Here is a 24639-nt window from a genome sequence, read left to right as displayed (position 1 = left end):
GGCAGAGAAAAGACGTAAAGACTATCTGCATAGGAAAAAATCATGAGTGATTTAAACAACTACATAGCAAAACGTAAATCAGCTGACAGCGAATTTGTTAATGGTTTTGATGAAGGCTATCAGGCGTTAAAATTTGGCACTTTATTAAAAACTGCCCGAAAAGAATCCGGCATGACTCAAGAAGCTCTGGCCGAAATACTGCACACACAAAAAAGTGCCATTTCCAGAATTGAAAATCATTCTGATGACGTTAAATTATCGACACTTGAACGTTTTGCTTCCGCTTTGGGCAAGAAAGTCGAGATACGGCTCGTATAGAGTATTCAAATAATCCCTTACATTGAAAATATTTGCTAAACCGCGCTTGTTCTATCAACTAAACCGATAACTGATATACACAAATATTGACCGCACTGGCCAAGTTGAGTGAGTCGATCTTCCCGCTGCCTTTGATGGTAAAGGCATCGGCTTTAAACGCTGATAAGGCGTCACGAGGTACCCCACGGGCTTCATTGCCAAACAAGTAACAATCATAATCAGTGAATTGGGCTGTGTTAATGGCGTCTCCTTGCATATCCAGATAGGCAAATTTATTAAAGCGTTTGGCTAAGTCGCCAAGTTCAACATCCAGTTCAAAAGGGACATGGAAAATAGCGCCCATACTGGAGCGCACCACTTTGGGATTGAAGGGATCGACACTGTTGGCACTGAGTAATAAACGGAAATGACCGAACCAGGCGAGCGTTCTTAAAATGGTGCCTAAATTGCCCGGGTCCTGGATTTCATGCAGGTAAATACAACGCTCCCCTTGCCAGTTTGTTGCTTTTTTATCGACTAAATTCGGCAAGGGCACACAGGCAACAATCCCCTGCGGGGTCTTGGTATCACTTAACTGGGACATCTGCTTTTTACTAACGGTGACCAGGTTAAATCCCGGATCTAGCTGCTGCGCCCAGTGTTGATAATCTTCGGTGATATATAAGGTTGTTTTGGCTAAAGCCGGCTGTGTTTTTGCCGCTTTGTGCAACTCAAGTACCAGATGTTCGCCCTCGACTAAATAATAGCCAAATTGTGCGCGGTATTTTTTATGCTGCAGCTTTTTGACGTCGTCCAGTTTCATACTACATTGCCTTTAAGGCTTTCGATGCAGCGCATTGTATCGTTTTGACTCTTGCAAGTCAGGCCAAAAGGTCCAAGAAATTTGCAAATCCGGTCTGCAAGCTTACAATTAGCGCCGTTTTAGCACTACTAAAAGTAAACTCGCTTTATGGCCCGATCAAAAACCAGTAAAAAATGGCTCGATGAACACGTTAACGACCCTTATGTAAAAAAGGCGCAAGTCGACGGTTTTCGTTCCCGTGCCAGCTATAAACTGATTGAAATCAACGAAAAGGACAAGTTGTTTCGCTCCGGTAATATTGTCATGGACTTGGGTTCGGCACCGGGTGGCTGGTCACAAGTTGTGGCGCCGATAGTCGGTGATTCGGGTCAGGTTATCGCATCGGATATTCTGCCGATGGATTCCATCATTGGTGTTACCTTTATTCAGGGTGATTTTACCGACGAGGCGGTGTATGACCGGATTTTACAGGTGCTGGGTAATAATAAGGTCGATGTGGTGATTTCGGATATGGCGCCAAATCTTAGCGGCGTTAACACAACCGACCAATATACCTCGATGTATCTTGTTGAATTAGCACTGGATATGGCGCGCAACGTGTTGAAACCCGGCGGCAGCTTTTGTGCAAAAGTGTTTCAGGGCGTAGGCTATGAAGAATATGCCAAAGAGGTTCGCAGCTCGTTTGATAAAGTGCTGGTGCGCAAACCTGCAGCGTCTCGCCCGCGTTCCCGCGAGGTATATATTGTTGGCAAAGGTTTTAAAGGCTAGCGTTCGAGCAAGGGTAATTTATCCGGCACGCCGTTCCATTCATCAGCATCTTCTGGCGGGGCTTTGAGTTCGTTAATATTCGGCCATTGCTGGCACAGCTTGGCATTAACATCTAAATACCCCTCCTGCCCGGCTGGCAGTTCGCTGTCTTGAAAAATGGCCTCAGCCGGACATTCCGGTACACACAATGCACAATCGATGCAAATGTCCGGATCGATCACCAAAAAGTTTGGCCCCTCAAAAAAAGCATCTACCGGGCACACGGCAACACAATCGGTGTATTTACACTTGATGCAATTGTCGGTCACTACAAAGGTCATTTCGCACTAACTACTTCGTCATTCAACATGGCGGCAAGTGTAAAGTAGCGCGGTTAAAACTCAAGTTTTTGTACAAGTCTGTTAACCTGTCCAAACAGGGGCTATCTATACAGGACTGGCTGATTTAAAATATCGCGCCCTGACGGAAAGGCCGTCCGGCGTTTTAAAGAGTATGAAGATTATGTTGCGTTTAACGGAGATTAAATTACCCCTTGATCATGATGAACAGGCACTTGAACTGGCGATTTTAGCCAAGCTCAACATCACTAAAAGTCAGCTGTTATCATTCAATTTGTTCAAGCGCGGTTACGACGCACGCAACAACAGAGATATTCAACTTATTTATACCCTCGACGTTGAGGTTGCCGGGCAAGCCGAGTTATTGCAGCAGTTTGCTCACGATCCCCATGTACGGATCACGCCGGATATGCAGTACAAGTTTGTCGCCCAGGCACCGGCTGAACTCGAATACAGACCTGTAGTTGTGGGGCTTGGCCCTTGCGGTTTATTTGCCGCGCTTATTTTGGCCCAAATGGGGTTTAAACCTATAGTGCTGGAACGCGGGAAAGCGGTGCGCGAACGGACTAAAGATACCTTTGGTTTCTGGCGTAAAAAACCACTTAATCCCGAATCTAATGTGCAGTTTGGCGAAGGTGGTGCCGGCACCTTTTCTGATGGCAAGCTGTATAGCCAGGTTAAGGATCGTAAACATTATGGCCGTAAAGTGCTGCACGAGTTTGTTGCTGCAGGCGCGCCCGAAGAAATTATGTATGTCAGCAAACCCCATATTGGTACCTTTAAACTGGTTAATATGGTGGAAAAAATGCGCCAGCAGATTATCGACTTGGGCGGTGAAATCCGCTTTAGTACCCGGGTCGAAAAACTGGATTTACAAAACACCGATAACGGCAAGCAAAAGATCCAGGGACTGCATTTCTCCGGTGGCGACTATCTAAGCTGCCAACAGGTCATTCTTGCCATTGGTCATAGCGCCCGCGACACCTTTGAATCACTCTATCAACAAGGTGTTTATATCGAAGCCAAGCCATTTTCGATCGGCTTTCGGATTGAACATGAGCAAAGCATGATCGACAAATGCCGGTTTGGCGACAATGCTGGCAACCCTATTTTGGGTGCAGCCGATTACAAACTGGTGCATCACTGCAAAAACGGCAGAACGGTGTACAGTTTTTGTATGTGTCCTGGCGGCACTGTGGTGGCGGCGGCTTCTGAGCCGGGTCGAGTGGTAACCAATGGCATGAGTCAGTATTCCCGGCATGAACGCAATGCCAATAGTGCCATTGTGGTGGGTATTACCCCTGAACAGGATTATCCGGACCATCCATTGGCCGGAATTCAATTACAGCGCAGTTTGGAAGAACTGGCATTTAAAGCAGGTGGTGAAAATTACCACGCACCAGCCCAACTGATTGGTGACTTTTTAGCAGGTAAAGCCAGTAGTGAACTGGGTGAAGTCACTCCTTCCTACACCCCCGGCATCACTCTAACGGATTTAGCCCAGGTAGTGCCTGATTATGTTACCCAGGCTATTCGCGAAGCCATTCCGGCTTTTGAACACCAGATTAAGGGATTTGCCAAAGCCGACGGTTTGCTAACCGGTGTCGAAACCCGTACCTCTTCACCAATTTGCATCAAACGCGATAATGACTACCAAAGTATCAACATTGAAGGCCTATACCCTGCCGGAGAAGGCGCTGGTTACGCTGGCGGGATCTGGTCAGCGGGCATTGACGGCATACGCGTTGCCGAAGCCGTCGCGCTGGCAATAAACGATGAGGCTTAGCTACTTTAAATGCCCCTGGCGACTGTTTATTGCTGCCTCAATGCATAAATAAAAAGCTTGGCGTAGAGTTTTTCCTTGAATGTGCTGACATGTTCAAGCTTCATTATTTTCAAATAAGGTATTTCTGCTTCTCCTGGTTTAACCAATTGCGCGCTAGCTAAAGTCGCTAACATGGCGAATATATTGCCGGTATTCAACTTCAACCATTGCAAGGCAGAAATAATAACATTCTCCTGTGCAGTAAAATCTTCACCAAAGGGATACTGGGGAAAATAATCCCGCAGTTGGGCTGATTTAAATTGTTGTTCAATCATTTGCGGGGTGTTGTTTCTGAACTCGGCGGGCACTTGCCAATCGGGTGATAATTTTTGATGACTCACTGCCTGTACCCGCAGGTTATCCTGAAAACGACTGTCGGCAATACAAATCATTCGCCGAATACAGATTTCGTCAGATTGTCCCCTAAGATCGGCCATACCATATTCAGTAATCACGATATCTCGAAGATGCCTGGGTATAGTGCAATAGCCATACTTCCAGACCACATTGGATTCAACCCTGCTTTTTCTGGTATGCACACTGCGTAGCATTAATATGGATCGGCTATCATCCAAAGCATGCGCCATGGCCACAAAATTGTACTGTCCTCCCACCCCGCTGACCACCTGATGATCTTCCAGACTATCAGACGCCGCTGCGCCCAGCACATCGACCTTCATACAGGTATTGATAAATCTGGCATTGATTCGTTGCAGCCGATCCAGGGTTTCACCACCATACAGCTCATTGACTTGGCTCACCGGTGTCATTTGAAATAACGATTTTTTATTATCGTGCAAGGCATGTAACCACTGATAAAATCGCTTTGAACCCATATAAAATGCTGCATGTAACACCACGCCATGATTCAACCTGTCGCCCAAACAATGTTGTTCAATCGCCTCCAGATTGTCGGGCTCATTGAGGTCCGTTGAAAACACCCGCCCGGCGCTATCGGACATGCAGCCTTTATTAAAGGTCAGGTCTGCTTTAAAGATCCCCAAATGCTTGAGCCTTAAAAACGTTGTGGCGCTAATGGTGTCATCGATAACCTGCCATTCAAGCAGTTTTTTAATCCAGCCTGGTTCAATCTTTTCAGTAATTTTTTGCTCGTTTAATAACCCTTGTATCTGGGCATCGGGATAGACCTTACGGTGCAGTATTCCTGCTTCGTATAAATGTACAAAACCCTCTACAAACATTTCGCTGGCCCCATACAAGCCTTGCTTAAACTTGCCGGTTTCGCCCGTTTTATCAATCAAGCTTTTAAATTTATTCGATATATTAGTTTCAGCCAATAAATCTTGGTAGACGCTGTTGTGCTGCTGCCTTAACCGAGTGCAATACACCATGGCATCGGCCAGAGAACCAATACCAATCTGTAAGGTGCCGCCATCTTTTATCAGTGTGCTGGCTAACAGCCCGATGCTGTAATCCGTGGGATTAATAGGCTGAGCCGGCGTGGCAAAGGGCTCAAAATAATCACTGGCGTGATCATGGAGCAAATCAAAAAAATCAGCCTCGACGGCTGCCTGTCCACCCATAAAAGGCAGATGTGGGTTAACCAGGCCAATTACCACTGGTCGTGGTTTGCCTCTACGCTTGGCCATTTTCAAGATATCCAATGTCAGATCGGGATTACAGCTCAAACAATATAGGTTGCCCTTCGCGCTTCGTTTTACAGCCACCATTTGCAAAATGACATTCACATCCCGGTCAACCATATCTCGCGCCACATGTGTGTAGTTGCTGCAGACGCTATTGCGCTGCGCCGTTTTTGAATGCAGCAGCTTGCCTGACTGCATATAGAACTCACGCACTATGATGTTGTCAGGCACACAATCCTGTTTTACATCATCGATATAGGCCAACTCCGGATATTGACCAAAAAATCGTTGATTGAAATGTTGCAGAAACCGGCGTTCCAATAAGGAATTACCTTTCGGCACTTCCAATGACAACGCAGTGAATATTTCCATATGCAATGGTTTATTGGCTTTGGCATGTTTATACAGGTAATTAAGCAAGGGATTAGGTTTACCAATGCCCAAAGGTGTCCCTATGATCCAGCGATCACCCAGCTTGTCTTTAAGCAAACTGACTGAATCCGCGTATGTTTTGGTTACTGGCGTCATGCAATTCCTCAACTGGATGGTCATTTTGGCCATATAAACGCCTCATCTGAGGTGCTTTTGACTTGATTGTAGACAAAACATGACCCGACACAACGGCCTGGAACAATGCAGCGCAAGTTTTTATAATCCCATATAAGGTAATTATGCTGCCGATATCACCGCCAGATTCTAAGACTGCTCCATTTGCGTTAACAGTTCATTATGCTGTTTAAAATTTAATCCGCAGCGTCGGATAAAATCATTCAGAGTGTCTATTTCATGATGGTGAGCAAAATAATCAATTGATTGATCTTTATTTATTTTCGGAAATACTCCGTATCCGGCCAACATACAGGCCCATGATTTGGGTTGATAGCTGCCCATTAATTTATGTTTGACCATATCGGCGGCAAAATCCTGGCTATGCTGCCAAAGGGTTAAAATTTGGCTTAAGGTATCGGAAATGTGTTTGTTAGCCGCATTATCCCGCCAATATTGGCTATCGGCGCGTTGGTTAGCTTTGTAGTGGCAAACTATATAGTCCCTGATGCCGTCAAATCTGGCATTAATATCCTGATTAAATGCCGCTTCATACTGGTTGCTAAATTGGCCTTGCTGGAAGTATTGAATAAACTGCGCAACAGTATTGAATGACAGCGCAATCGCCGTGGCTTCAAGGGGTTCAATAAAGCCTTGCGATAACCCCACAGCAAGACAGTTTTTGTGCCAATGCTTGTCAACTCGCCCTACTTTCATCGTCAAATGTCGAGCTTCGAGCTGATTGTCCAATAATCCTAAATGCTGTCTCAGTTCCGTTTCTGCCTGATTGGCGTCAATGTAATCACTGCTATATACATAGCCATTGCCAAAACGGTTTCTGAGCGGAATTTGCCATGCCCAGCCATTCGTCAGTGCGGTGGATTTAGTTTCTACCGGCAGCTCCCTGGATATTTCACTGGGCATCACCACGGCCGCATCGTTAAATAAATTATCCTTAAAACTCTGATAACCGACCTTTAATGTTTGTTGCATCAGCAACGAATCAAACCCCGAACAATCGATAAAAAAGTCAGCCTGCAACTGACTGCCATCAGCAAGCTTTAGCGCGCCCAGGTTACCGTCTTGATTGACTAACACCTCGGTTACTTTGCCTTCTATTCTCGTAACTCCTTTGCTTTGCGCATACTCGGCCAAGAACTGACCTAACAGCGCAGAATCAAAGTGGTAGCCATACGCAATACCAAAAGGAAAAGATTCATCCGGCAAGGGCCCCAAGTTATTTCTGGATAAATAGGTTTCCAAAAAATATTTATCCGGATGGGCGTATACGTTATAGCCTTGTTTGCGAGCTTGAATGTTTTTGAAAAACAACGGCACGGTAAATACGTCATCTATTTGGGCCGCGAAGGGATGAAAATAGGATTCAAAATCCGGGACGGTAGACCATTTATTAAAGGTAATGCCGTTTTTGTAGGTGGCGTTACAACGCGGCATCCATTGTGAATCTGCGACGCCAATTGCATCAAAAAACAGCTTCAGGTGCGGAGTACTGCCCTCGCCCACCCCGATAATGCCGATGTCTTTAGATTCAACCAGAATGATATCGGTATCTTGCCACTGGTTTGCCAACAAGTTAGCTGCCATCCAACCGGCGGTTCCGCCACCGACAATCATTACTTTTTGGGGTTTACTGCCACTGTTTTCCATTGCTATCTACACATCCGTTATTTTTGTAATTTTTGGATAAAATAATCTTTGATCAATTGGATATAGTCGGGCGACATCTTACCCAATAGGTGATGTTGATGCTGCGGAATATAAGAGCCTGGATCAACACCTTGCTTAAATAAATAGTGATCAAACATGCATCGCCAGGCGTCGCGTTGTTTGGGCGACAGATCCCGCATCGCCAGTAATGCCAGATTCAAACTGTCAATGGGGCTTGGCGAGGTCGCATTGGGAGCAGATGAGCCGTTCCACCAATAGTTCATTAACGCATTCACCTTTGCCAAGGATTCAACATGGTGCCACCACAACATGGGAATAAAAATCGCATCACCGGGATTAAGCTCAGCACTGTAAGCCTCGGCTAACGCCTGTTTAAACAGCGGATAACGTTCAAAATCAGGATTGTTTAAGTCGACTAAACTGGTGGGCGCACCGGCCGGGGTAAAATTGAGCGAACCGGGATACAAGTTGCAGGTTTGCTGTGGCGGAAAAAGCACAAAACGCCTGCGGCCCGCTACCACACAAGCCAGATTATCCGAGCCATCATAATGGGCACTGACAATCCCTTCATTACCTACCCATAAGCGTGGCTCCAGTTCGGGGAAAAACTCGCTACGATTTTCATCCACCAATCCGGGTAAAATCTCGCTAACAAGGGTGTTCTGCATGGAAATAGCCGGGTAAATTTCTCTGTCGATTAGCTCTAACAACCGTGCCAAAAACAAATCGACCCGCTCTTCGCCGTTCAGGTAATTAATGCCGGTCATATCATCGTTATAATAAAAACGTTTTTTTGCCGCAGGTGGCGCTACCACCATAGTGGTTTTCTTGCCGTTATAAAATTGATTAAGGTAAGCGACAAAATCTCCAGGTGATTTTTTACCCGCCGCGACAACTGGCCAATGTCGAGCAAAACCACGGAGTACCACAGGCTTTTGCTGGGGGGCAATATCAGTAAAAAACTGCTCCGCATCAATATGGGTAAATTCCGCAATGCTTTTAAACGTCGTCATCGATCGGTTATCACATCTTCAGAATTGAATTAGCAGCACAATGTGCCTGAATATATTCATGGTGGTTGGGCATTTTCATCACGGTATCATGGAGCATTTGTACATTGTTACTCATTGTACTGGCCAGATCCTGGCGATCAAACGCATCGAGTAAGGGATGATACTTTTGCGGCCGTATATTCATGCCCTCCAGGATCGAGCACCAGCTATCACTGCTGAAAAATTGCCCCGCAGTATGTTCCAGCTGACCTCTTTTGCGGAACAGACGTATTTTTTCCTGCAGTGAGTCCGGCACCGGCATCGTCTGGCACCAGCGCCAAAAATCGCTATCGTCACGACCCGAGGTACAATAATGCAAAATAATAAAATCGCGAATTTCCTGATAATCAGCATCAATGTGTTGATTAAAGCGTTGCTCATTGTCAGCGTCAAAATCAACATCAGGAAAGTGCTTGATAAAATGCACCAGGGTTTTGTAGACCAAGTGGATTGCGGTCGATTCCAGGGGTTCTAAAAATCCGGCAGCCAATCCCAGTGCTAAACAGTTGTTGTGCCATATTTTATTTCGCTTGCCGGTCACGAATGGGATAATACCCGGCTCATTCAACAGTTTACCGCTAACACTGTTTAGTAACGTATCCACCGCCTGGTCGTCACTGCAAAACTGGCTGGCAAACACATAGCCATTGCCGATACGGTGTTGCAGCGGTATTTTCCAGCTCCAGCCCGCTTGCTGCGCGGTGGCAACGGTATAGGGGACTAGATTATCGACAGCTTCAGTTTGCAGGGTAACAGCGCGATTACAGGGCAAATAATGTGACCAGTCCTGATAACCTACTTTTAGTGCTTCTTCGATCAACAGTCCTTTAAAGCCGGTGCAGTCAATAAAGAAATCACTGTCGATCGTCGAGCCGTTATCCAGTTCCAGGCGCCTAATAAAAGCTTTATCATCAACAACAACCTTGTTTACCGTCGCTTCTATCCGGCTTACTCCCCGTTTAAGACAAAGCCCGGTTAGATAACGGGCGAGTTGAACCGCATCTAAATGCAGGGCATGAGCAAAGCTTGATAACACCCAGTTTTGAGCTTGCCCGTCTTGCAGTTGGGCCGCTGGCGGACGTAGCATAAAACGCTCTTTTTCGGCCATAATAGCGCTGGGGGAATAATCAAGCCAACGGCCAGCTTGCCCGTCCGCGAGTGACTTTAACCAGACCTGATAAAAATCAAAACCATTGATGTCCTTGCCCACTTTACCAAAGGGATGAAAATAGCTTTGTCCGGGGGTTAGCCAATTGTCGAAGCGAATACCCAGTTTAAAACTGGCAGACGTGGCCTGGATAAATTCTTTGAGATTGATTTGGCTGGCTTGTAAAAAGTCCATTATTGACGGAACGGTAGATTCCCCCACGCCAATACTGGCAATATCAGCAGATTCAACCAGCGTAATCTGGATTTTACTTCCTCGCAAAGCGGAAGAAAGTAATGTTGCAGCCATCCAGCCCGCGGTTCCACCACCGACTATACAGATGGACTTCAAGGCGTTTTGCATCGTAAAACCGTATTGGGATTAATTGCCATCTCCTGTTATCAGACGGAGTTTTTATTATTTGTTGTGAGTCACTAAAAGTAAATAAACTGCGCAGTATTGCTACTACGCAGTTTATCTTACCTATTTTGCCAAGGTTAGCTATCAGAAAGTCGCCCGAACGGTTAACGCATAACGACGATCGGTATTGAAGGTAAACCCGTCGGTTAAAGTGCCTTGCTGATCTTGTTGATATTGGGTTTCTGTATCGGTACCCAGCACATTATTAACTTGTAAGCCCACTTTGACGTTTTCATTAATAGCGTAAAAGAAGCTTGCATCCATCATGCCCTGATCCTTTGAATAGGCCGGTACAAACTCTTCAGACTCACGCAAGGTCAACAGATATTCTGACCGCCATGTATAGGCTAAACGGAAGGAAATATCGTTCTTCTCATACATGCCAACAATATTGTAGTTCTGGTCTGAATAACCCTGCAGCGGCAAGCCGGTAAATTGACGGAAACTGTTACGATTATCGCTAATCGGTACTCCCGCCCCGTCATATTGAAGTGCCTGAGTTGGATTGGTATTAGGATCTTCCAGACCGCTTTGATCAATATAGGTATAGTTAAGTTGTAAGCCTAAACCACTCCATAAACCGGGTAACATATCGTAAAACTGCGAATATGAAATCTCGAAACCCCGAATAGTGCCGGAGCCGGTGTTATCCGGACCATAGGCCGACACCGGAAAGCTGGTTCCATCGACTTCCACTTCTGTGGAAAACTGTCTGTTGCGAATAATATTTGACAGTTTTTTATGGAACAAACCAGCCGTCAACGATCCCGCCTCTGCAAAGTACCACTCTGCAGTTAAATCAAGGTTAATGGAATCTTCAGGCTCCAGGAACGGGTTACGGGCGTTAGCGCTGATTTCAATGTTTTTCAGATCGACAACCGGGTTAGTGGTGTCATCTCTGGCTTCATCAGGATTCTGCAATACCTGTTCATACCCCAAGTTAAGCACCATTTTATTGGCTGAATCTACCAGGCTTGGGTAATAAAGGCCTTTAGAAGCACCAAATCTCACCACTACATCATCAGTCAGGCCGAAGCTCAGGTTCAGGCTGGGCAATACTGTCGTATAATCGGTCCCTTCTACGGTGCTGGAGATCGCTTCACCAGAGGCCAATGCAAAAATGCTGGGATATTGATTCAGCATAACTTGATAGAGAGATCCTGTTTCATCAGTGCCACGGCTGGAAGTTGGAGGAAAATTGACTCCCCCGGTCGATTCCAGCTGATAGTTCACGTAACGTAAGCCAAAGTTACCTTTGACTAAAACATCCGACCACTCAACGTCAAAATCGGCGCGAACATAGAATTCAGTACGCTCGGTGTTACTGGAGCTGATATGACGCGGGGCAAAATGACTGAAAGCACGATCCGCTAAATCGGCATAAGGTAACGCACAAGCACCGCTGCCATCCATTGCATTACCCACCGCATTCCATGTACCGCAGCCATTACGCAGGCTTTGTTCGTAATTTTGCACCAGCTCCATACGCGGGAACAAAAAGCTGGTGTTAGGTCCCATTAACGTATCGCCATTGTTATGGTCTGCAAAACTAATCCGTTCAAATAACTCAGGAGCTACTTGCGGTGACGCGTTGTAGGAATCTTGTGCAATCCATGGCGTACCCAAGGCCTGCCAACCTTCGTATTCGGTATTACGTACGATCAGCTCTTTGTTGGAATGATAAAGTCCGGCCTTTATTGCGGTAAACGCGCCAGCCAGTTTGTACTCCACATCCAACTGGAAGGTATTAGCCTTGGCTTCATTAAACTCTTCTTGTTGCATACCACTGCCTAATCGTAAAAACGGATTAGTGTCAGGTTCTACATCTGGCGGCATGGAGGTATTGGCACTCAAAAATTCCAATGCCGGATCCGAACCTCTTAAATCCAGGAAAAATGGCGCATTTTCGGCGGTCTGGTTACCATTCATGATCGATGTCATGCCGTTGTTGTGAACCACTTGTTCAGAATCAACATGCTGATAATCGACGACGACGGTTAATAAATCCGTGGGATTAAAGATCACATTCAAAGACGTATCTTTTACCTTATTTTCGTTAAAGTTATAACGTGAGCGGAACTGAAGGGGCACATTGGGCTCGCTCGCGCGCCCTACGCCTGATGTAAGGTAGCCGTCGTCATCAACGGTTAAAGGATGCCCCTCATCACTTCCATCAAACCATTGAACGGCATTGGGCGCATAGGGTTTAAAAGCTTGATCAGCCTGAGTGATGACATGTTCCCGCCAGACTAGAGAGGCTGTAGAACTTATGTGCTCCAAGGTTGCGGTAATTTTTTCATCCGGACTTTGCCACTGTAAAGAGGCAGTGAAACCTCGGCGCTTACGATCATTTTCCGCAGAGGTCATCGTGTAGCTGGCCGGTGCATACCAGGTCACGCCATCAGGTTGCCCCTCAAGTGGTTGACCATCAAATTCAGGTACATAATTGGCAGCGTCTTCATCGCTATACTGCACAGCATCTGGAAAGCCAAGATTGTCACAGTTCCGCCAATCTGCCGCATCCGGAATACAAGGACTAGAATATTGACCAGCGTTAATACCCGGGCTAGGGGTTCCCCACTCATCGTAGGAAAAAGTATCTAGAGGACCACGGCTATGGAAATTTCCCAAGCCAAAACCATCGCCCCGGGTTTGAAACTCAGACTGGGAAGCGGCAACCAATAAACCGAACTTGCCAGAATCGGTATCCCAGTTGTCAGAAAAAAGGGCACTGAATGATGGCGTGGTTTCTTCGCGGTAGTCGCCGTAATTAGCTTGCGCACTGACCGAAACCAAACGCTTATCCGAATCAAAAGGCTTGCGAGTCACCAGATTAACCGTACCGGCGATACCTCCGGAAATCAGATCGGCAGTCTGGTTTTTAACGACTTCAACTGAACCCAGTAATTCGGCCGGGAAATCTTCATAGCTTAGTCCGCCCCATGGGTTAGCGCTGAAACTATCACGACCGTTAATTTCACTGCGCACCCGATCCAGGCCACGCACCAATACACTGGTTCCTTCATCGGCATAGTGTTTGGGATCATCAGATGCCGCGAAGCGTTCAATGGTTACTCCCGGTACACGTTGAAGCGCTTCGGTAACCGAGCTGTCAGGCAGTGCACCAATATCTGATGCAGTAATGGCATCTTTAACCGTGTCGGCAAAGCGTTTGAGATCCTGCGCCGTTTGAATACTTTGGCGAATGCCGCGAATTTCTATGACTTCGGTGGATTCATCTGGGGCCTGCGCTTCGGTGGCCGCTTCCTGCGCTAAAACAGGGGCAGAAAGCGCACAAGATATGGCAATGACCAGACGTTTTTTATTGAATTTATCAGACATGTTTATCCCTCATTATTTTTATATAAACTTGGCTATTGGCATAGCCTTAGTTTGATCTTCTATTAACGTTAAAAACTGACTTAGCTCATTTTTATCCGTGATAAAAATGAAAAATAGTGAGGGCATCAAAACGTCAGAATCTCTGTGACATGAAAACTGTCATTGATTCTATTTTCTGCAACAACATCACTTATAAACCATCGCATCTAGGTCGAATATCCTTAGCCACAAAAATGTGGGTTAGATAAAAACATCCATTAAAGCCTTCTACTTATTGCTTTTTAACCTTAATGACAGCGCTGTCAAATCATGCTCAAAAAATATGCACTTCGTGCTATATGTCTACTTCTAAACCATAATGACAGCGCTGTCAATTGCATCCGTGCTAAATTATTTATTTTTGCTTAACCGAACATCCCCCTCTTCCCTACTTTTATCTGCCAGGCAAAATAACCATCGACGTCATTGTGGCGGGCTACAGTCAACACTGTATTCATCCCTTTAATATTTTTGACATAAAACTGCCATATACTGGATCAACTGCATTAATTACCGGCTTTTTACATGTTGTGGCGGTTGTTTACATCCAGACAGGGCTACCGATTTGGTCTGTGTTTTTTAACCATACTGATTGTCTCTACCATGCTGGTGTTTGTCCCCCAGCAAGCCAGTTCGGTTAACTTAAGCGATTACTATCACTATCAATGTGATATGCAGGACAAACAATCGAATAATCCGCGTTTCCGCTTTTTGACAGTGTCCTCGTTATACGTTGATCGTATTGCGCAACGTTTATGCCGCTCACCGGTGATGGCAGAACACTATTCTGGCGTGACTATTTCATGGAAGCCGCGCTGGCTGTTATCCCCGACCGAAGTGGTAAATGAAAATTATGATTTGATCTGGAGTAGAGAAAACGCCCTGCGCGGACTAGTGCCGGGGTACCAGCATTATTACCAATTGCTGATGGCATTTGATAACTACAAGGTTTACTGGTTCAGCAAAGGTCAGACTCCCATTTTGGAGCAGGCCTACTTCGAGAATAAACGTGTAGGGATATTAACCGACAGACTCAGCCAAACTCACCACTTGCTGCCATTAATGTCATTAAAAGACGCCAATATTCAACTATCCGACCAACAGCTAATCGCCTTCGATGATGCCAGAAACCTGTACCAGGCCTTTGCCACAGGTGAGATTGATCTGATGACCGGCGGAGACTGGTTACAACGGGAAATCGACGCCCCCATATCTGGATTATTGATCAGCGATAAAGTCAACGCTGCTTCACTATTTATTCGCAAAAGTCACCCACCGGCGGTTGACTGCGCGCTGGTTCGGGTGATGGAAACCTATCAGGAAACATTGCTAAACACCCATATCCAACCAGATATAGACATCCACTGTGATGCCAGTTAATTCATTTCCAATCCGCTATCTGACTGGCAAACAGCAAATGTTGCTGCTTTGGCTCGGACTGAGTTTATTATTTATGTTAAGTTGCTGGAGCGTAGCTCGAGCCACACTTAACCATTCACTAACCCAAAGCTTGCAGCAGCAACTCCCCACCAAACTCCAAAATGCGCTGTACTACAGCAATGATGACGGCCCAATTGTTCAGTTAATACAGCATAATATTAATCGCGATCTGGTTAACTTAAAGGTCCAAAACCAGTTACCGGTGTTTAATCTATGCCATGGCAACGTCATTGAGCTAATGGCTGGCGTTGACGATACTGCCGGGTTTAACCAAATCAGTATTAAATGGTCGTTAGGTAAACTAAAAAAGCAGACCTTTATTGCTGTCAGTTGCCAGACTAACTGGCCGGTTGCTGTTATTTACCCTGCAGGATTTGCCGCCGCATTACTGTTTTTCTATCATCTGTTGCCTGTACCGCTGTCCGCCAGTGGTCAACGAATAAGGCAAAGTATACAACCGCATATGTCCAACCTGCAGGCACATTATTGGGCCCGGCTGCTGCAGCAAGGTAATGCCACACAGCACTTGTTATTCGAGCATTTATTAGCGGCGCATGGGCAGGACATTCCCGCCCTGTCCAACTGGACCATGCGGCCGCAAGTCGCTGCGTTAACGTCCAAACAACTTGACTGGTTTATGCTCGCCACAGATAAATTCCACTATTCAAAGCAGCAGGCGCTTGACGTCGCACTCGCTCCCGCTCAACTGAGCTTTAGCCAAACTCCAGGGCACATCAAGGTGCAAGGACTGAGCATCAAGCTCATGAAAACGCCTTATTTTTATTATCTGTGGTATGCCTGTTTAAGGCATCAGGGCGACGGCTGGCAGCTTAATCCTTCGGTCAATCGTGCAGATAAAACCGCTGCCGACATGTTAATCACACTCATGCGCAATGCTGGCGGTCATAGCAAAGCGCTCAATGACTTACTCGAACACGGATTGCGCGCCAAAATTCTTGATCAAAACCGTAACAAGCTCAAAGCGGAACTCATCGCCCTGCTAGGCGAATCGCTGGCAGAAGATTACCTGTTTGATACCGAACGCGATCTTAAAAGTGGCCGGTATCGCTATCGTCTGAGTCTTGCCGCAGAAGCCGTCACATTACCTCAACAACTTTTAGCACAACAGTAAATCACTGAAATATAAAGGTTAATTATTTTAGAGATATCTCTTTTTGGCTAAAGATATCCTTTTAACCAGACTGAAATATTTTCCCTCCACTATCACCCCCAACAGATTCATTACCTTATCCGCTTCACACAATTTAGGAGTAAACCATAGTGGAATTTGCGAACAACAAAGTGACTTGTGGAATATTGTTAGTTCTTGCTGGCAGCAGTTTTTGCAGCCAGGCTGATGAAACTCAACAACAACCAGACGAAAGAGTTATAGAAGAGGTTATTGCAACTGCCTCTCCAATCCGCGACAGTCAAAAAGCCGCTATTGATGCCAAAAGACAAGCCAATAACTACGTTGATGTGGTATCAGCCGATACCATTGGCCGTTTTCCTGACCAGAACCTGGCCGATTCTCTGGGCCGTATTCCGGGATTAGCAATTGAACGTGATCAGGGTCAGGCTCGTTATATTAACTTCCGTGGCACCCCTTTTCGTTACACCACTTTAGCAGTTGACGGGATGACTATTCCAGGCGCTGAAAATGGTCGAGTGCCACGTTTTGACAGTTTTCCAGCCGTTATTACTCGTAAGATTGAAGCCAACAAGGCGATTACCGCCGATATGCCCGGTGAATCAGTGGCCGGCTTTATCAATATTGACACCTTTAACCCTTTTGATACCCAAGGCATCTCACTCGCTGCCGATGTCGGTTATGGACAGCAAAAGTTAGGTGGCGGTGATATCGACAAATTGTCGCTACGCACTTCCTGGTCAAATGACAACCTGGGTATTACTTTATTTGGCTCAAAAAACAGTCGCGAACAAACCACCGACAACCGTGAAATGGACTTGGAACAACAAAACGGTGAGTTAGTGGTGAACGAAATGGATATACGCAGCTATAAGGTTTTGCGTGAAGATATGGCCTATGGCGGCCGCTTTGAATATCGTCCCGGTAACAATATGGATCGCTTTTTCTTTAGCACCTTGTATAGCGAATTCCAGGATCACGAAGAACGTAACCAGTTTGTATTCAGTTTTGCTGATGGTGCTGGTGCGATGGGCACAACCGTCTCCCCCGGGGCAACAGGCAGTGGCTTGGCAATTGTAAGCCGGATGCTGGAAGATGGATTGTATGAAAATTCCACCTTTACCAATACCTTAGGCACAGATCTGCAATTGAGTGACTGGCTGATTGAAGGGCGAGTCAACTACACCCGGACCGAAAGTAAAATGTTTTTACCTCTTCCCTATGGTGCTGGCGGCTCTGTCTTTGCCAGTTATGACTTGAGTGATATTAACGATCCTATCGTCACGCTGGATACAACTAATGGCAAAGCCACCGACATTGATAACTACGCCTTAAATCTTTTTATTATGTATGACTCAACCCTAAAAATTGATTCATGGAAATATAAAATAGATGGTCAAAAAGACGTAAAACTGGGCAACCTGTCTGGTCAGCTAAAAGTGGGGGCGATGTATGATACCCGTTCAGCTGAAGGTGATGGCTCTGATGGCTCACCCCAATATCATCTGTGGGGAGTCGATCCGGCAGACTATGTTACCGATACTCCCTGGGAGACCGATTTTACCAACAGTATCAACGGCACTTATTTTGACAATAAAGGTTTGCGCCAGGCTCTAGAACAGGCCTCCGGTGGGATAACGGCTAATCCAAGCGCTGCCAACGCAATCAGAATCGACGAAAATATTGCCGTTGCTTATGGCATGTTAACCACGGATTTTGCCTGGGGATCACTGGTTACCGGTGTGCGAATCGAAAATACCGATTACGCCAGCATCGGACCGGAAGGAGAGCAAAGCGACAGCTTTACTAATGTCTTACCCAGCGCCCATCTGAATGTCGATTTAGCTGATGACATGAAATTACGTGCATCGCTGACTACCGGGATCAGTCGCCCGTCATATAACGAATGGCGCGCTTCGGCGAGTGTTGATACCACCGAACAAACGATCAGCGGGGGTAACCCAAGTCTGGAAGCTGAAAAAGCCTACGGCGGAGATGTATCGCTGGAATGGTATGCCGGCAACGCCAGTTTAATTGCACTGAGTGCATTCTACCGGCATATCGACAATGTTATTTATGCTGACACCTCTGATATTGATGCCGGTTTTTATGTACCTGAATTTGCTGGCCAGCAATGGGAATATACCGGTTTTGTTAACGGCAAAGACGGTTTTTTTCAGGGCCTGGAATTTAACCTGATAGCCCAGGCATCTGATTTTATCAGCCAACAACTGGACGGATTTGGTTTTAACTTTAACCTGACCCTGCTAGACAGTGAAATGACGACCTTAAGTGGCACCACTTTCAGTCTGCCCGGCACCTCGGATCTAATCTATAACACCTCGATATTTTACGAAAATGACAGTCTGTCCATCCGCTTAAACTACCAATTCCGTGATGACTGGTTGTCCACCACCGAAAATGATTCGATGGGTGAATACTGGAATGCGCAGAAACGTCTCGACTTGTCTGTCAGCTATACCCTGCCAGACCCCATTGCCGGGGCTGATGTCAGCTTTTACGCCAACGCCAATAACCTGACTGACGAAATCGATATTCGTTATTCAGGTACCGAAGCCACACCTAACCAGATTGAACGCTACGGTCGCCGTTTTATGGCGGGTATGCGGGTTAACTTCTAAGTCCAATTTATAGAGCCGCCGTTATGGCGGCCTTCTGGCAAGTTATTTATAAAAGGAAAGTATCATGCAAACAAACAAAACCATTTTAGCAACAGCCTTGTTTGGTCTGCTAGGACCGAGTGTTGCTCTTGCAGGCAGCCTAAATGGCAACGTTGAATATCACAACGGCCAGTATCAACTGACCTGGCAATCCAGCAGTCCGGTTACGGTTAAAGTCACTGAGGTGGAACAGGCGGCTCAGACCACTACGCTGGTTAAACAAAGTTCACTGTTGCGTTTCAACTGGCCAGCTGAAGATAATCATCGCCACTATTTTTCACTGAGTAATACTGAAGGCGACAATATCACTTTAGCCACACGATTGCTGCCGCTTGAAGGAGGACGCAACTTTCGTGATCTCGGCGGCTATCAAACCACCGACGGCAAAACGGTAAAATGGGGCAAAATCTATCGCTCTGGCGTTTTGGCCGGCTTAACCGATCAGGATTACCAGTTCATTAACGAACTGGATATAAAAACCGTGGTGGATTTTCGCACTAACTCCGAGCGCAGTAGTGAAGTAACCGACTGGCGCGCTTCTGCCATTGACGTAATCCAAAAAGATTACGAAATGGATTTTGATATGAGCCAAATTGGCGCATTGCTAAGGCGTCCGGATCTGAATAAACAGATGATGGAAAACATGATGGCGCAGATGTACCCCAGAATTCTTGAAGATCAAAAGCAAAACTACACCGCGATGTTTGATGCGTTGGTAAACAGTAACGACGGTTTACTTTTTCACTGTACCGCCGGGAAAGACCGTACCGGTATCAGCGCACTATTAGTGTTAACTGCATTGGGCGTGGATAAACAAACGGCTATCGATGACTATATGGCCACCAACCAGTATCTTGATCCTCACGCTCTGATGCCGAAAAACAATGAACAGATGGATCCCAAGATGGCCGCCATGATGCAGATGTTTGCCAGCCTACCAGCTGATGTCGTGCAACCGCTGATGGGGGTCACTCAACCTTTAATCGAAGCGGCTATCAGTAAAATGGAAAGCCAGCATGGCTCTATCTTGCAGTATATCCAGCAAGAACTTGACGTCAGCGATAAGGATATCAGCGTTTTACGCCAAAAATATCTGAACTAATATTGTCACCACCTGCTTCGGCAGGTGGACTATTTTGACTGCGACGGTGCCCCCTTCTATTTTCAGCAACCGGCATTAATATGTTTACCTGCAATCCTGTAATTTTTCTCATTACATTGACCTAATGGCCGACATAACAAAAGCAAACTGTTAACGCTTTGTGTATATTAGCTGTGATTAAAACTAATACTACCGAGCCATATTACAACGGTAGAACACGCTTTTAGGATGTCAGTATGAGCAAAACCAACCAATTGTTTTCATATTTGTTTATTATTCTTTTTATTGAAACGCTTGCTCTGGCGTTTATTCATAATACCTTTCTGGAAACCTTTTTTATTGGGTTACCGACCCTCGTAGTGCCGCTAGTGATGCTGAAAAGTTCCGGCGATTCTCCTTTGTTTCGGCACACCTGTGCTTTGGCGGCAATGGTATTTGCCTGTTTGCATATTCACCAAACCAACGGCTTGATTGAAGTGCATTTCGAGATATTTATCTTGATGGCTTTCTTGCTTATTTTCAAAGACTGGCGGATTTTCCTGTCGGCCGTCACCCTGGTTGCTGTGCACCATTTGTCATTTTATTTTTTACAACTGAATAATACCGGTGTGTATATTTTTGACGAAAGCCGCCTGATGTTTTCCACCGTGATTATTCACGCCGTCTATGCACTGGTAGAAGCCGCCATTGTGGGTTTTATCGCCCGCAGTCTTTATGAAGACAGCATTGTTGGTCAACAGCTGTCGTCTGTTACCGAAACACTGACCTCAAACCCCAACGCTATTGATTTAAAACTGCGTACCCAATCAGAACACCGGCCTGTGCTCAAACATTTCAATCAGTTGCTGGCATTGCTGGATGAGGTAATCAGTGGCGCCAAACAACAGGCTAATCAACTTAATACCAACGCTGAGCACCTGCTCAGTGCCAAGGACGTGCTGGAACACTCGGCACAGGAGCAACAGCAAGAAACCGGCGCGATCGCCACCGCCGCCGAACAGATGTCGGTCACCATTTCATCAATTTCCAACAATACCTCCGAGTTAAGTGAAAAAATGCAGCAAGCCAATAGCTTGACGCTGGACACCACCCAGCAAGTTGCCAATGTCAAAAACAAAAATCTCGAACTGGTCGATACCCTCAATCAGACTAGCCAGAGCATCGATGAACTTGCCCACTCCAGTACCGAAATTAATGGACTATTATCCGAAATTAGCGGAATTGCCGAACAAACCAATTTATTGGCATTAAATGCCGCCATTGAAGCCGCCCGAGCCGGAGAACAGGGCCGTGGTTTTGCTGTGGTAGCGGATGAGGTCCGGGCGTTGGCCAATCGCACCAAAGTCAGTACCGACAAAATTGCGGTAACCCTCAAACAGCTGGATAGTTGTTCCAAAAACTCGACTAAATCGATGGCCGATTGTATTAGCGCAGTTAATATTATTATCGATGTCACTGAACAGGCTCGCGAACATATGCAGCAGACAGCCATACTGGTATCAGACTCGAATACAATTGCAACCAGCGTCGAAAGTGCCTTGAAAGAACAGACAGACGCCATGGATAATATCGCTAAAAGCACCGATAAAATGAGGGATATGGTCGGTGACGATATTCAAAAACTGAGCTTGCTGGTAGAAGAAGCTCACAGCATCAGTAAAGGAGTGCAGGCATTGGAACACAACATTGCCAACTTTAAATAGTCCCTTACCTCGATGGCATTATTTATTATTTGTTGTATGGCTAACCAGCGTCGTTATCGGCGCCTGTTATTTTATAAAACTCAGACTGGTTGAGTTTGATCCTGATGGCAAGCTCGCCAATGCAGATAGTGCAATATTCGTCGCTAATATTGCACATCTGTTACAACTTCATCCCGATCAGCTCAGCAATAGCATAATTCATTTCCGTCAGCGAAACTGCCGTTGTTCAACTTACAGTAGTGAACATACCTACGCTATAGATTTACTGGCTTCCAAAGACAGCTTTACTATTTTACATAAGTGGGTCAACCATGAGCTATCGACTATGGTTCCGGCCACTCCGGCAATCATGATTGTCGGAAACAACAGCCAGCTGGTTTATTTTGGTCCCTACTCCACCGGCTTGGACTGTTCGGCCAACAACAGTCTCGTCGATACCGTATTACAAAATTATCGGCTGGGATTTAACCCAAAACTGATTCATCGCGACGCAGTGGGATGCTATTGCCAAACCTCCGCATTGCGTCAGGACTGATAGCAACATAAGCAGCAATTTACATCTATATCCTTTGCTTAATCACATTGCTGATTTGATCAATATATTTCCCCCAGGCATTACCTATATCTTCTGTGTATTGAATATTGAGGATATTTTGCAGCGCCAGCAAGAAAGCCGATTTCACTAAAATAAAGTGTTCGTCAATAATGCCTTTACCACGGTGCTTGTCGCCAAGCTCTTGCAATTCGGGCAGTAGGTTGTCGAACTGGTTGACATTGTTCACCGCGTCACTGATTACCTTATCAAAATGTTTTTGTTGCAGTTCAAATGGTTGGGTAAACATGGGTTTAAGCAAGGGAGAAAACTCGAATAAACATTCATAAAAACGTTTAGCCAGAGACGTTTTTCTTTCCTTGATAAGCTTGAATGAAGCAATAATTATCTGCTTTTCATGCTCAGTTAGATGTAGTTGTGCGTTAATTGAAATAACTCCCTGAATTAACCTCTGCGCAGACGCAGCCAAATTTTTAAATAGAGCGGTTTTATATCATGCAGCCTGCCCAAATGTATTGGGCTCAATCTGCCTATTGGTATAATTCACAACACCCAAATACGCAATTTTTTATGTTTAAATTAGCTATTTAAAATAGTTGTTTGAATCTCATCCAAAATGGACCTGATAACAATCGCAGTTGGTCGAATGGACAGCTCAGGTAGACAAAATTCGCAGATATCTTGCAAACGGCCTAAGTTATTGCTTTTAAGCCTTAATTAGCAGTTGACAGCAAACAGCCTACGACATAAATTTGCCGTTATGAAAACATTATTTATGCACACTTTTGTATTTTTTATGCCATCCGCCTAAGGAGGTAAGTGTGTGTCTGTTTCCGCAACCTCCCAAATGGGAGGTTTTTTATTTTGGGCGGTACTAAAAAGAGGATGTCCATGACTGACAATCAAGATTTACTAGCTCCTATCCGCGAGCAGATTACCCAGGTCGATCAGCAACTGTTACAGTTACTCTCAACCCGGCGACAACTGACCAATCAGGTCGCTGAAGCGAAAATCAAAACCGACAAGCCGGTACGAGATCAGCTTCGCGAGGAACAACTACTGGTGAAACTAATTAAGCAAGGCCAGAAAATCGGTCTGGATGCACATTATGTCACCCAATTGTTTCACGTGATTATTGAGGATTCGGTCCTTAATCAACAGGCCTTGCTGGCTGAGCGTGCCAATCCTGAACATAGTCAACCGCTGAATCGTGTGGCATTTTTAGGTAACAAAGGTTCCTACAGTTATCTAGCCACCCAAAAATACTTTTCCCGCCGTCCCGGTGAATTACTGGAAATTGGCTGCCAGAGCTTTAACGAAATTGTCCATAAGGTTGAGTCCAATCAGGCCGACTATGCAGTATTGCCCATTGAAAACACCTCTTCGGGCAGTATTAACGAAGTATACGATCAGCTTCAGCACACCAGTTTATCCATTATCGGTGAGCTCACCCACCCGATAAAACATGCGCTACTGGTCAGTACCGATACCGAAATCAGCCAAATTACGACCTTGTATGCGCACCCGCAGGTATTCGCTCAATGCAGCCATTTTCTTGCCGAACTGAGTAATATTGAAGTGAAAACCTGTGACAGCACTTCGGCGGCGATGATCAAGGTTAATGAACTGCAGTCCGGCAAGGTGGCAGCCATCGGCAGTGAAGCAGGTGGAGGTTTATACGGTTTGCACGCGATTAAATCCAATCTGGCTAACCAGAAAGAAAACCACAGTCGCTTTATTGTAGTGGCTCGCAAGGCCGTCAAAGTGCCATTGCAAGTGCCAGCTAAAACGACTTTGGTGATGTCAACAGTGCAAAAACCCGGTGCTCTGGTTGAAACTTTGCTCGTACTGCGTGACAACAATATCAATATGACGAAACTGGAATCCCGCCCTATTACCGGTAATCCCTGGGAAGAAATGTTTTATCTGGATGTGGAAGGCAATGTACAGGACGGCCCTATGCAGATAGCACTGGATAAACTCAAAGCCATTACCCGATACTTCAAGGTGTTGGGCTGCTATCCTACCGAGGAAGTGATCCCGACTAAAGTGGCGGCCGCCAATGCCTTACGGGAAAACGACTAGCGATAGCCACCTCAAAATAACGAGCCATCCGG

The 24639-nt window shown here is 45.8% G+C and carries 18 protein-coding genes; 10 read left to right on the top strand and 8 right to left on the bottom strand.

Going from position 1 to position 24639, the window contains the following annotated elements; translation table 11 throughout:
* Nucleotides 1-42 precede the first annotated feature (42 nt).
* A complete protein-coding gene (locus V1467_RS07940; protein WP_416308256.1) occupies nt 43-318 on the top strand; it encodes a helix-turn-helix domain-containing protein in 276 nt (91 codons plus the stop codon).
* Between the two features lie 58 nt (nt 319-376).
* Here the strand turns inward: V1467_RS07940 and V1467_RS07935 are convergent, their stop codons facing one another.
* Nucleotides 377-1120, bottom strand: a complete 744-nt coding sequence (locus V1467_RS07935) for a TrmH family RNA methyltransferase (RefSeq protein ID WP_416308255.1) — start codon at nt 1118-1120, stop codon at nt 377-379.
* 147 nt (nt 1121-1267) lie between these two features.
* Between V1467_RS07935 and rlmE the strand changes: the two genes are divergently transcribed.
* Nucleotides 1268-1888: a 23S rRNA (uridine(2552)-2'-O)-methyltransferase RlmE gene (rlmE, locus tag V1467_RS07930; RefSeq protein ID WP_416308254.1), complete on the top strand. Its 621-nt coding sequence runs from the start codon at nt 1268-1270 to the stop codon at nt 1886-1888.
* Here rlmE and fdxA read toward each other — a convergent pair.
* On the bottom strand, nt 1885-2208 hold the full coding sequence (gene fdxA / locus V1467_RS07925; protein ID WP_416308253.1) for a ferredoxin FdxA: 324 nt from the start codon (nt 2206-2208) through the stop codon (nt 1885-1887). The genes rlmE and fdxA overlap by 4 nt on opposite strands.
* A gap of 181 nt (nt 2209-2389) precedes the next feature.
* On the opposite strand from fdxA, the gene V1467_RS07920 reads away from it, so the two are divergent.
* Nucleotides 2390-4012 carry an NAD(P)/FAD-dependent oxidoreductase gene (locus V1467_RS07920; protein WP_416308668.1) on the top strand — a complete coding sequence of 541 codons (1623 nt, stop codon included), beginning with the start codon at nt 2390-2392 and terminating at the stop codon, nt 4010-4012.
* A 26-nt stretch (nt 4013-4038) separates the two neighbouring features.
* Here the strand turns inward: V1467_RS07920 and V1467_RS07915 are convergent, their stop codons facing one another.
* From V1467_RS07915 to V1467_RS07895, 5 genes are all read right to left on the bottom strand, one after another.
* A complete protein-coding gene (locus tag V1467_RS07915; RefSeq protein WP_416308252.1) occupies nt 4039-6186 on the bottom strand; it encodes an acetyl-CoA hydrolase/transferase C-terminal domain-containing protein in 2148 nt (715 codons plus the stop codon).
* Between the two features lie 168 nt (nt 6187-6354).
* Nucleotides 6355-7872: a tryptophan halogenase family protein gene (locus tag V1467_RS07910; RefSeq protein WP_416308251.1), complete on the bottom strand. Its 1518-nt coding sequence runs from the start codon at nt 7870-7872 to the stop codon at nt 6355-6357.
* A gap of 17 nt (nt 7873-7889) precedes the next feature.
* Nucleotides 7890-8906, bottom strand: a complete 1017-nt coding sequence (locus tag V1467_RS07905; RefSeq protein ID WP_416308250.1) for a cupin-like domain-containing protein — start codon at nt 8904-8906, stop codon at nt 7890-7892.
* 10 nt (nt 8907-8916) lie between these two features.
* On the bottom strand, nt 8917-10455 hold the full coding sequence (locus tag V1467_RS07900) for a tryptophan halogenase family protein (protein ID WP_416308249.1): 1539 nt from the start codon (nt 10453-10455) through the stop codon (nt 8917-8919).
* Nucleotides 10456-10596: 141 nt separating this feature from the next.
* Nucleotides 10597-13854 (bottom strand): TonB-dependent receptor, encoded by a 3258-nt coding sequence (locus V1467_RS07895; RefSeq protein ID WP_416308248.1) that lies wholly within the window; start codon nt 13852-13854, stop codon nt 10597-10599.
* A 564-nt stretch (nt 13855-14418) separates the two neighbouring features.
* Here V1467_RS07895 and V1467_RS07890 point away from each other — a divergent pair.
* The 6 genes from V1467_RS07890 (at nt 14419) to V1467_RS07865 (ending at nt 22504) form a co-directional block, all read left to right on the top strand.
* Nucleotides 14419-15273 (top strand): hypothetical protein, encoded by an 855-nt coding sequence (locus V1467_RS07890; protein WP_416308247.1) that lies wholly within the window; start codon nt 14419-14421, stop codon nt 15271-15273.
* Complete coding sequence (locus V1467_RS07885; protein WP_416308246.1) at nt 15263-16465, top strand: hypothetical protein; 1203 nt, start codon at nt 15263-15265, stop codon at nt 16463-16465. Before V1467_RS07890 ends, V1467_RS07885 begins: the two co-directional genes overlap by 11 nt.
* A gap of 149 nt (nt 16466-16614) precedes the next feature.
* Nucleotides 16615-19125 (top strand): TonB-dependent receptor, encoded by a 2511-nt coding sequence (locus V1467_RS07880; RefSeq protein ID WP_416308245.1) that lies wholly within the window; start codon nt 16615-16617, stop codon nt 19123-19125.
* Between the two features lie 64 nt (nt 19126-19189).
* Complete coding sequence (locus V1467_RS07875) at nt 19190-20266, top strand: tyrosine-protein phosphatase (protein ID WP_416308244.1); 1077 nt, start codon at nt 19190-19192, stop codon at nt 20264-20266.
* 236 nt (nt 20267-20502) lie between these two features.
* Nucleotides 20503-21969: a methyl-accepting chemotaxis protein gene (locus V1467_RS07870; RefSeq protein WP_416308243.1), complete on the top strand. Its 1467-nt coding sequence runs from the start codon at nt 20503-20505 to the stop codon at nt 21967-21969.
* On the top strand, nt 21953-22504 hold the full coding sequence (locus tag V1467_RS07865; RefSeq protein WP_416308242.1) for a DUF6436 domain-containing protein: 552 nt from the start codon (nt 21953-21955) through the stop codon (nt 22502-22504). The genes V1467_RS07870 and V1467_RS07865 overlap by 17 nt, the downstream gene beginning before the upstream one ends.
* Before the next feature lie 25 nt (nt 22505-22529).
* On the opposite strand, the gene V1467_RS07860 is transcribed toward V1467_RS07865, so the two are convergent.
* The gene (locus V1467_RS07860) at nt 22530-22991 is read right to left on the bottom strand and encodes a globin domain-containing protein (protein ID WP_416308241.1); all 462 of its coding nucleotides are present in this window, start codon (nt 22989-22991) and stop codon (nt 22530-22532) included.
* A gap of 416 nt (nt 22992-23407) precedes the next feature.
* On the opposite strand from V1467_RS07860, the gene pheA reads away from it, so the two are divergent.
* A complete protein-coding gene (gene pheA / locus V1467_RS07855; protein ID WP_416308240.1) occupies nt 23408-24607 on the top strand; it encodes a prephenate dehydratase in 1200 nt (399 codons plus the stop codon).
* Nucleotides 24608-24639: the final 32 nt, after the last annotated feature.

This window comes from Neptunicella plasticusilytica, from assembly GCF_047922965.1.
In the GTDB taxonomy this organism is placed as follows: domain Bacteria; phylum Pseudomonadota; class Gammaproteobacteria; order Enterobacterales; family Alteromonadaceae; genus Neptunicella; species Neptunicella plasticusilytica.
This window is presented reverse-complemented; position numbering and strand designations above follow the sequence as displayed.

Coding starts and splice junctions, on each gene's coding strand:
- rlmE (WP_416308254.1), top strand. CDS start 1,268: ATGGCCCGATCAAAAACCAGTAAAAAATGGCTCGATGAACACGTTAAC.
- V1467_RS07915 (WP_416308252.1), bottom strand. CDS start 6,186: ATGACGCCAGTAACCAAAACATACGCGGATTCAGTCAGTTTGCTTAAA.
- V1467_RS07890 (WP_416308247.1), top strand. CDS start 14,419: ATGTTGTGGCGGTTGTTTACATCCAGACAGGGCTACCGATTTGGTCTG.
- V1467_RS07870 (WP_416308243.1), top strand. CDS start 20,503: ATGAGCAAAACCAACCAATTGTTTTCATATTTGTTTATTATTCTTTTT.
- V1467_RS07920 (WP_416308668.1), top strand. CDS start 2,390: ATGTTGCGTTTAACGGAGATTAAATTACCCCTTGATCATGATGAACAG.
- V1467_RS07885 (WP_416308246.1), top strand. CDS start 15,263: ATGCCAGTTAATTCATTTCCAATCCGCTATCTGACTGGCAAACAGCAA.
- V1467_RS07875 (WP_416308244.1), top strand. CDS start 19,190: ATGCAAACAAACAAAACCATTTTAGCAACAGCCTTGTTTGGTCTGCTA.
- V1467_RS07935 (WP_416308255.1), bottom strand. CDS start 1,120: ATGAAACTGGACGACGTCAAAAAGCTGCAGCATAAAAAATACCGCGCA.
- V1467_RS07910 (WP_416308251.1), bottom strand. CDS start 7,872: ATGGAAAACAGTGGCAGTAAACCCCAAAAAGTAATGATTGTCGGTGGC.
- V1467_RS07900 (WP_416308249.1), bottom strand. CDS start 10,455: ATGCAAAACGCCTTGAAGTCCATCTGTATAGTCGGTGGTGGAACCGCG.
- pheA (WP_416308240.1), top strand. CDS start 23,408: ATGTCCATGACTGACAATCAAGATTTACTAGCTCCTATCCGCGAGCAG.
- V1467_RS07940 (WP_416308256.1), top strand. CDS start 43: ATGAGTGATTTAAACAACTACATAGCAAAACGTAAATCAGCTGACAGC.
- fdxA (WP_416308253.1), bottom strand. CDS start 2,208: ATGACCTTTGTAGTGACCGACAATTGCATCAAGTGTAAATACACCGAT.
- V1467_RS07895 (WP_416308248.1), bottom strand. CDS start 13,854: ATGTCTGATAAATTCAATAAAAAACGTCTGGTCATTGCCATATCTTGT.
- V1467_RS07905 (WP_416308250.1), bottom strand. CDS start 8,906: ATGACGACGTTTAAAAGCATTGCGGAATTTACCCATATTGATGCGGAG.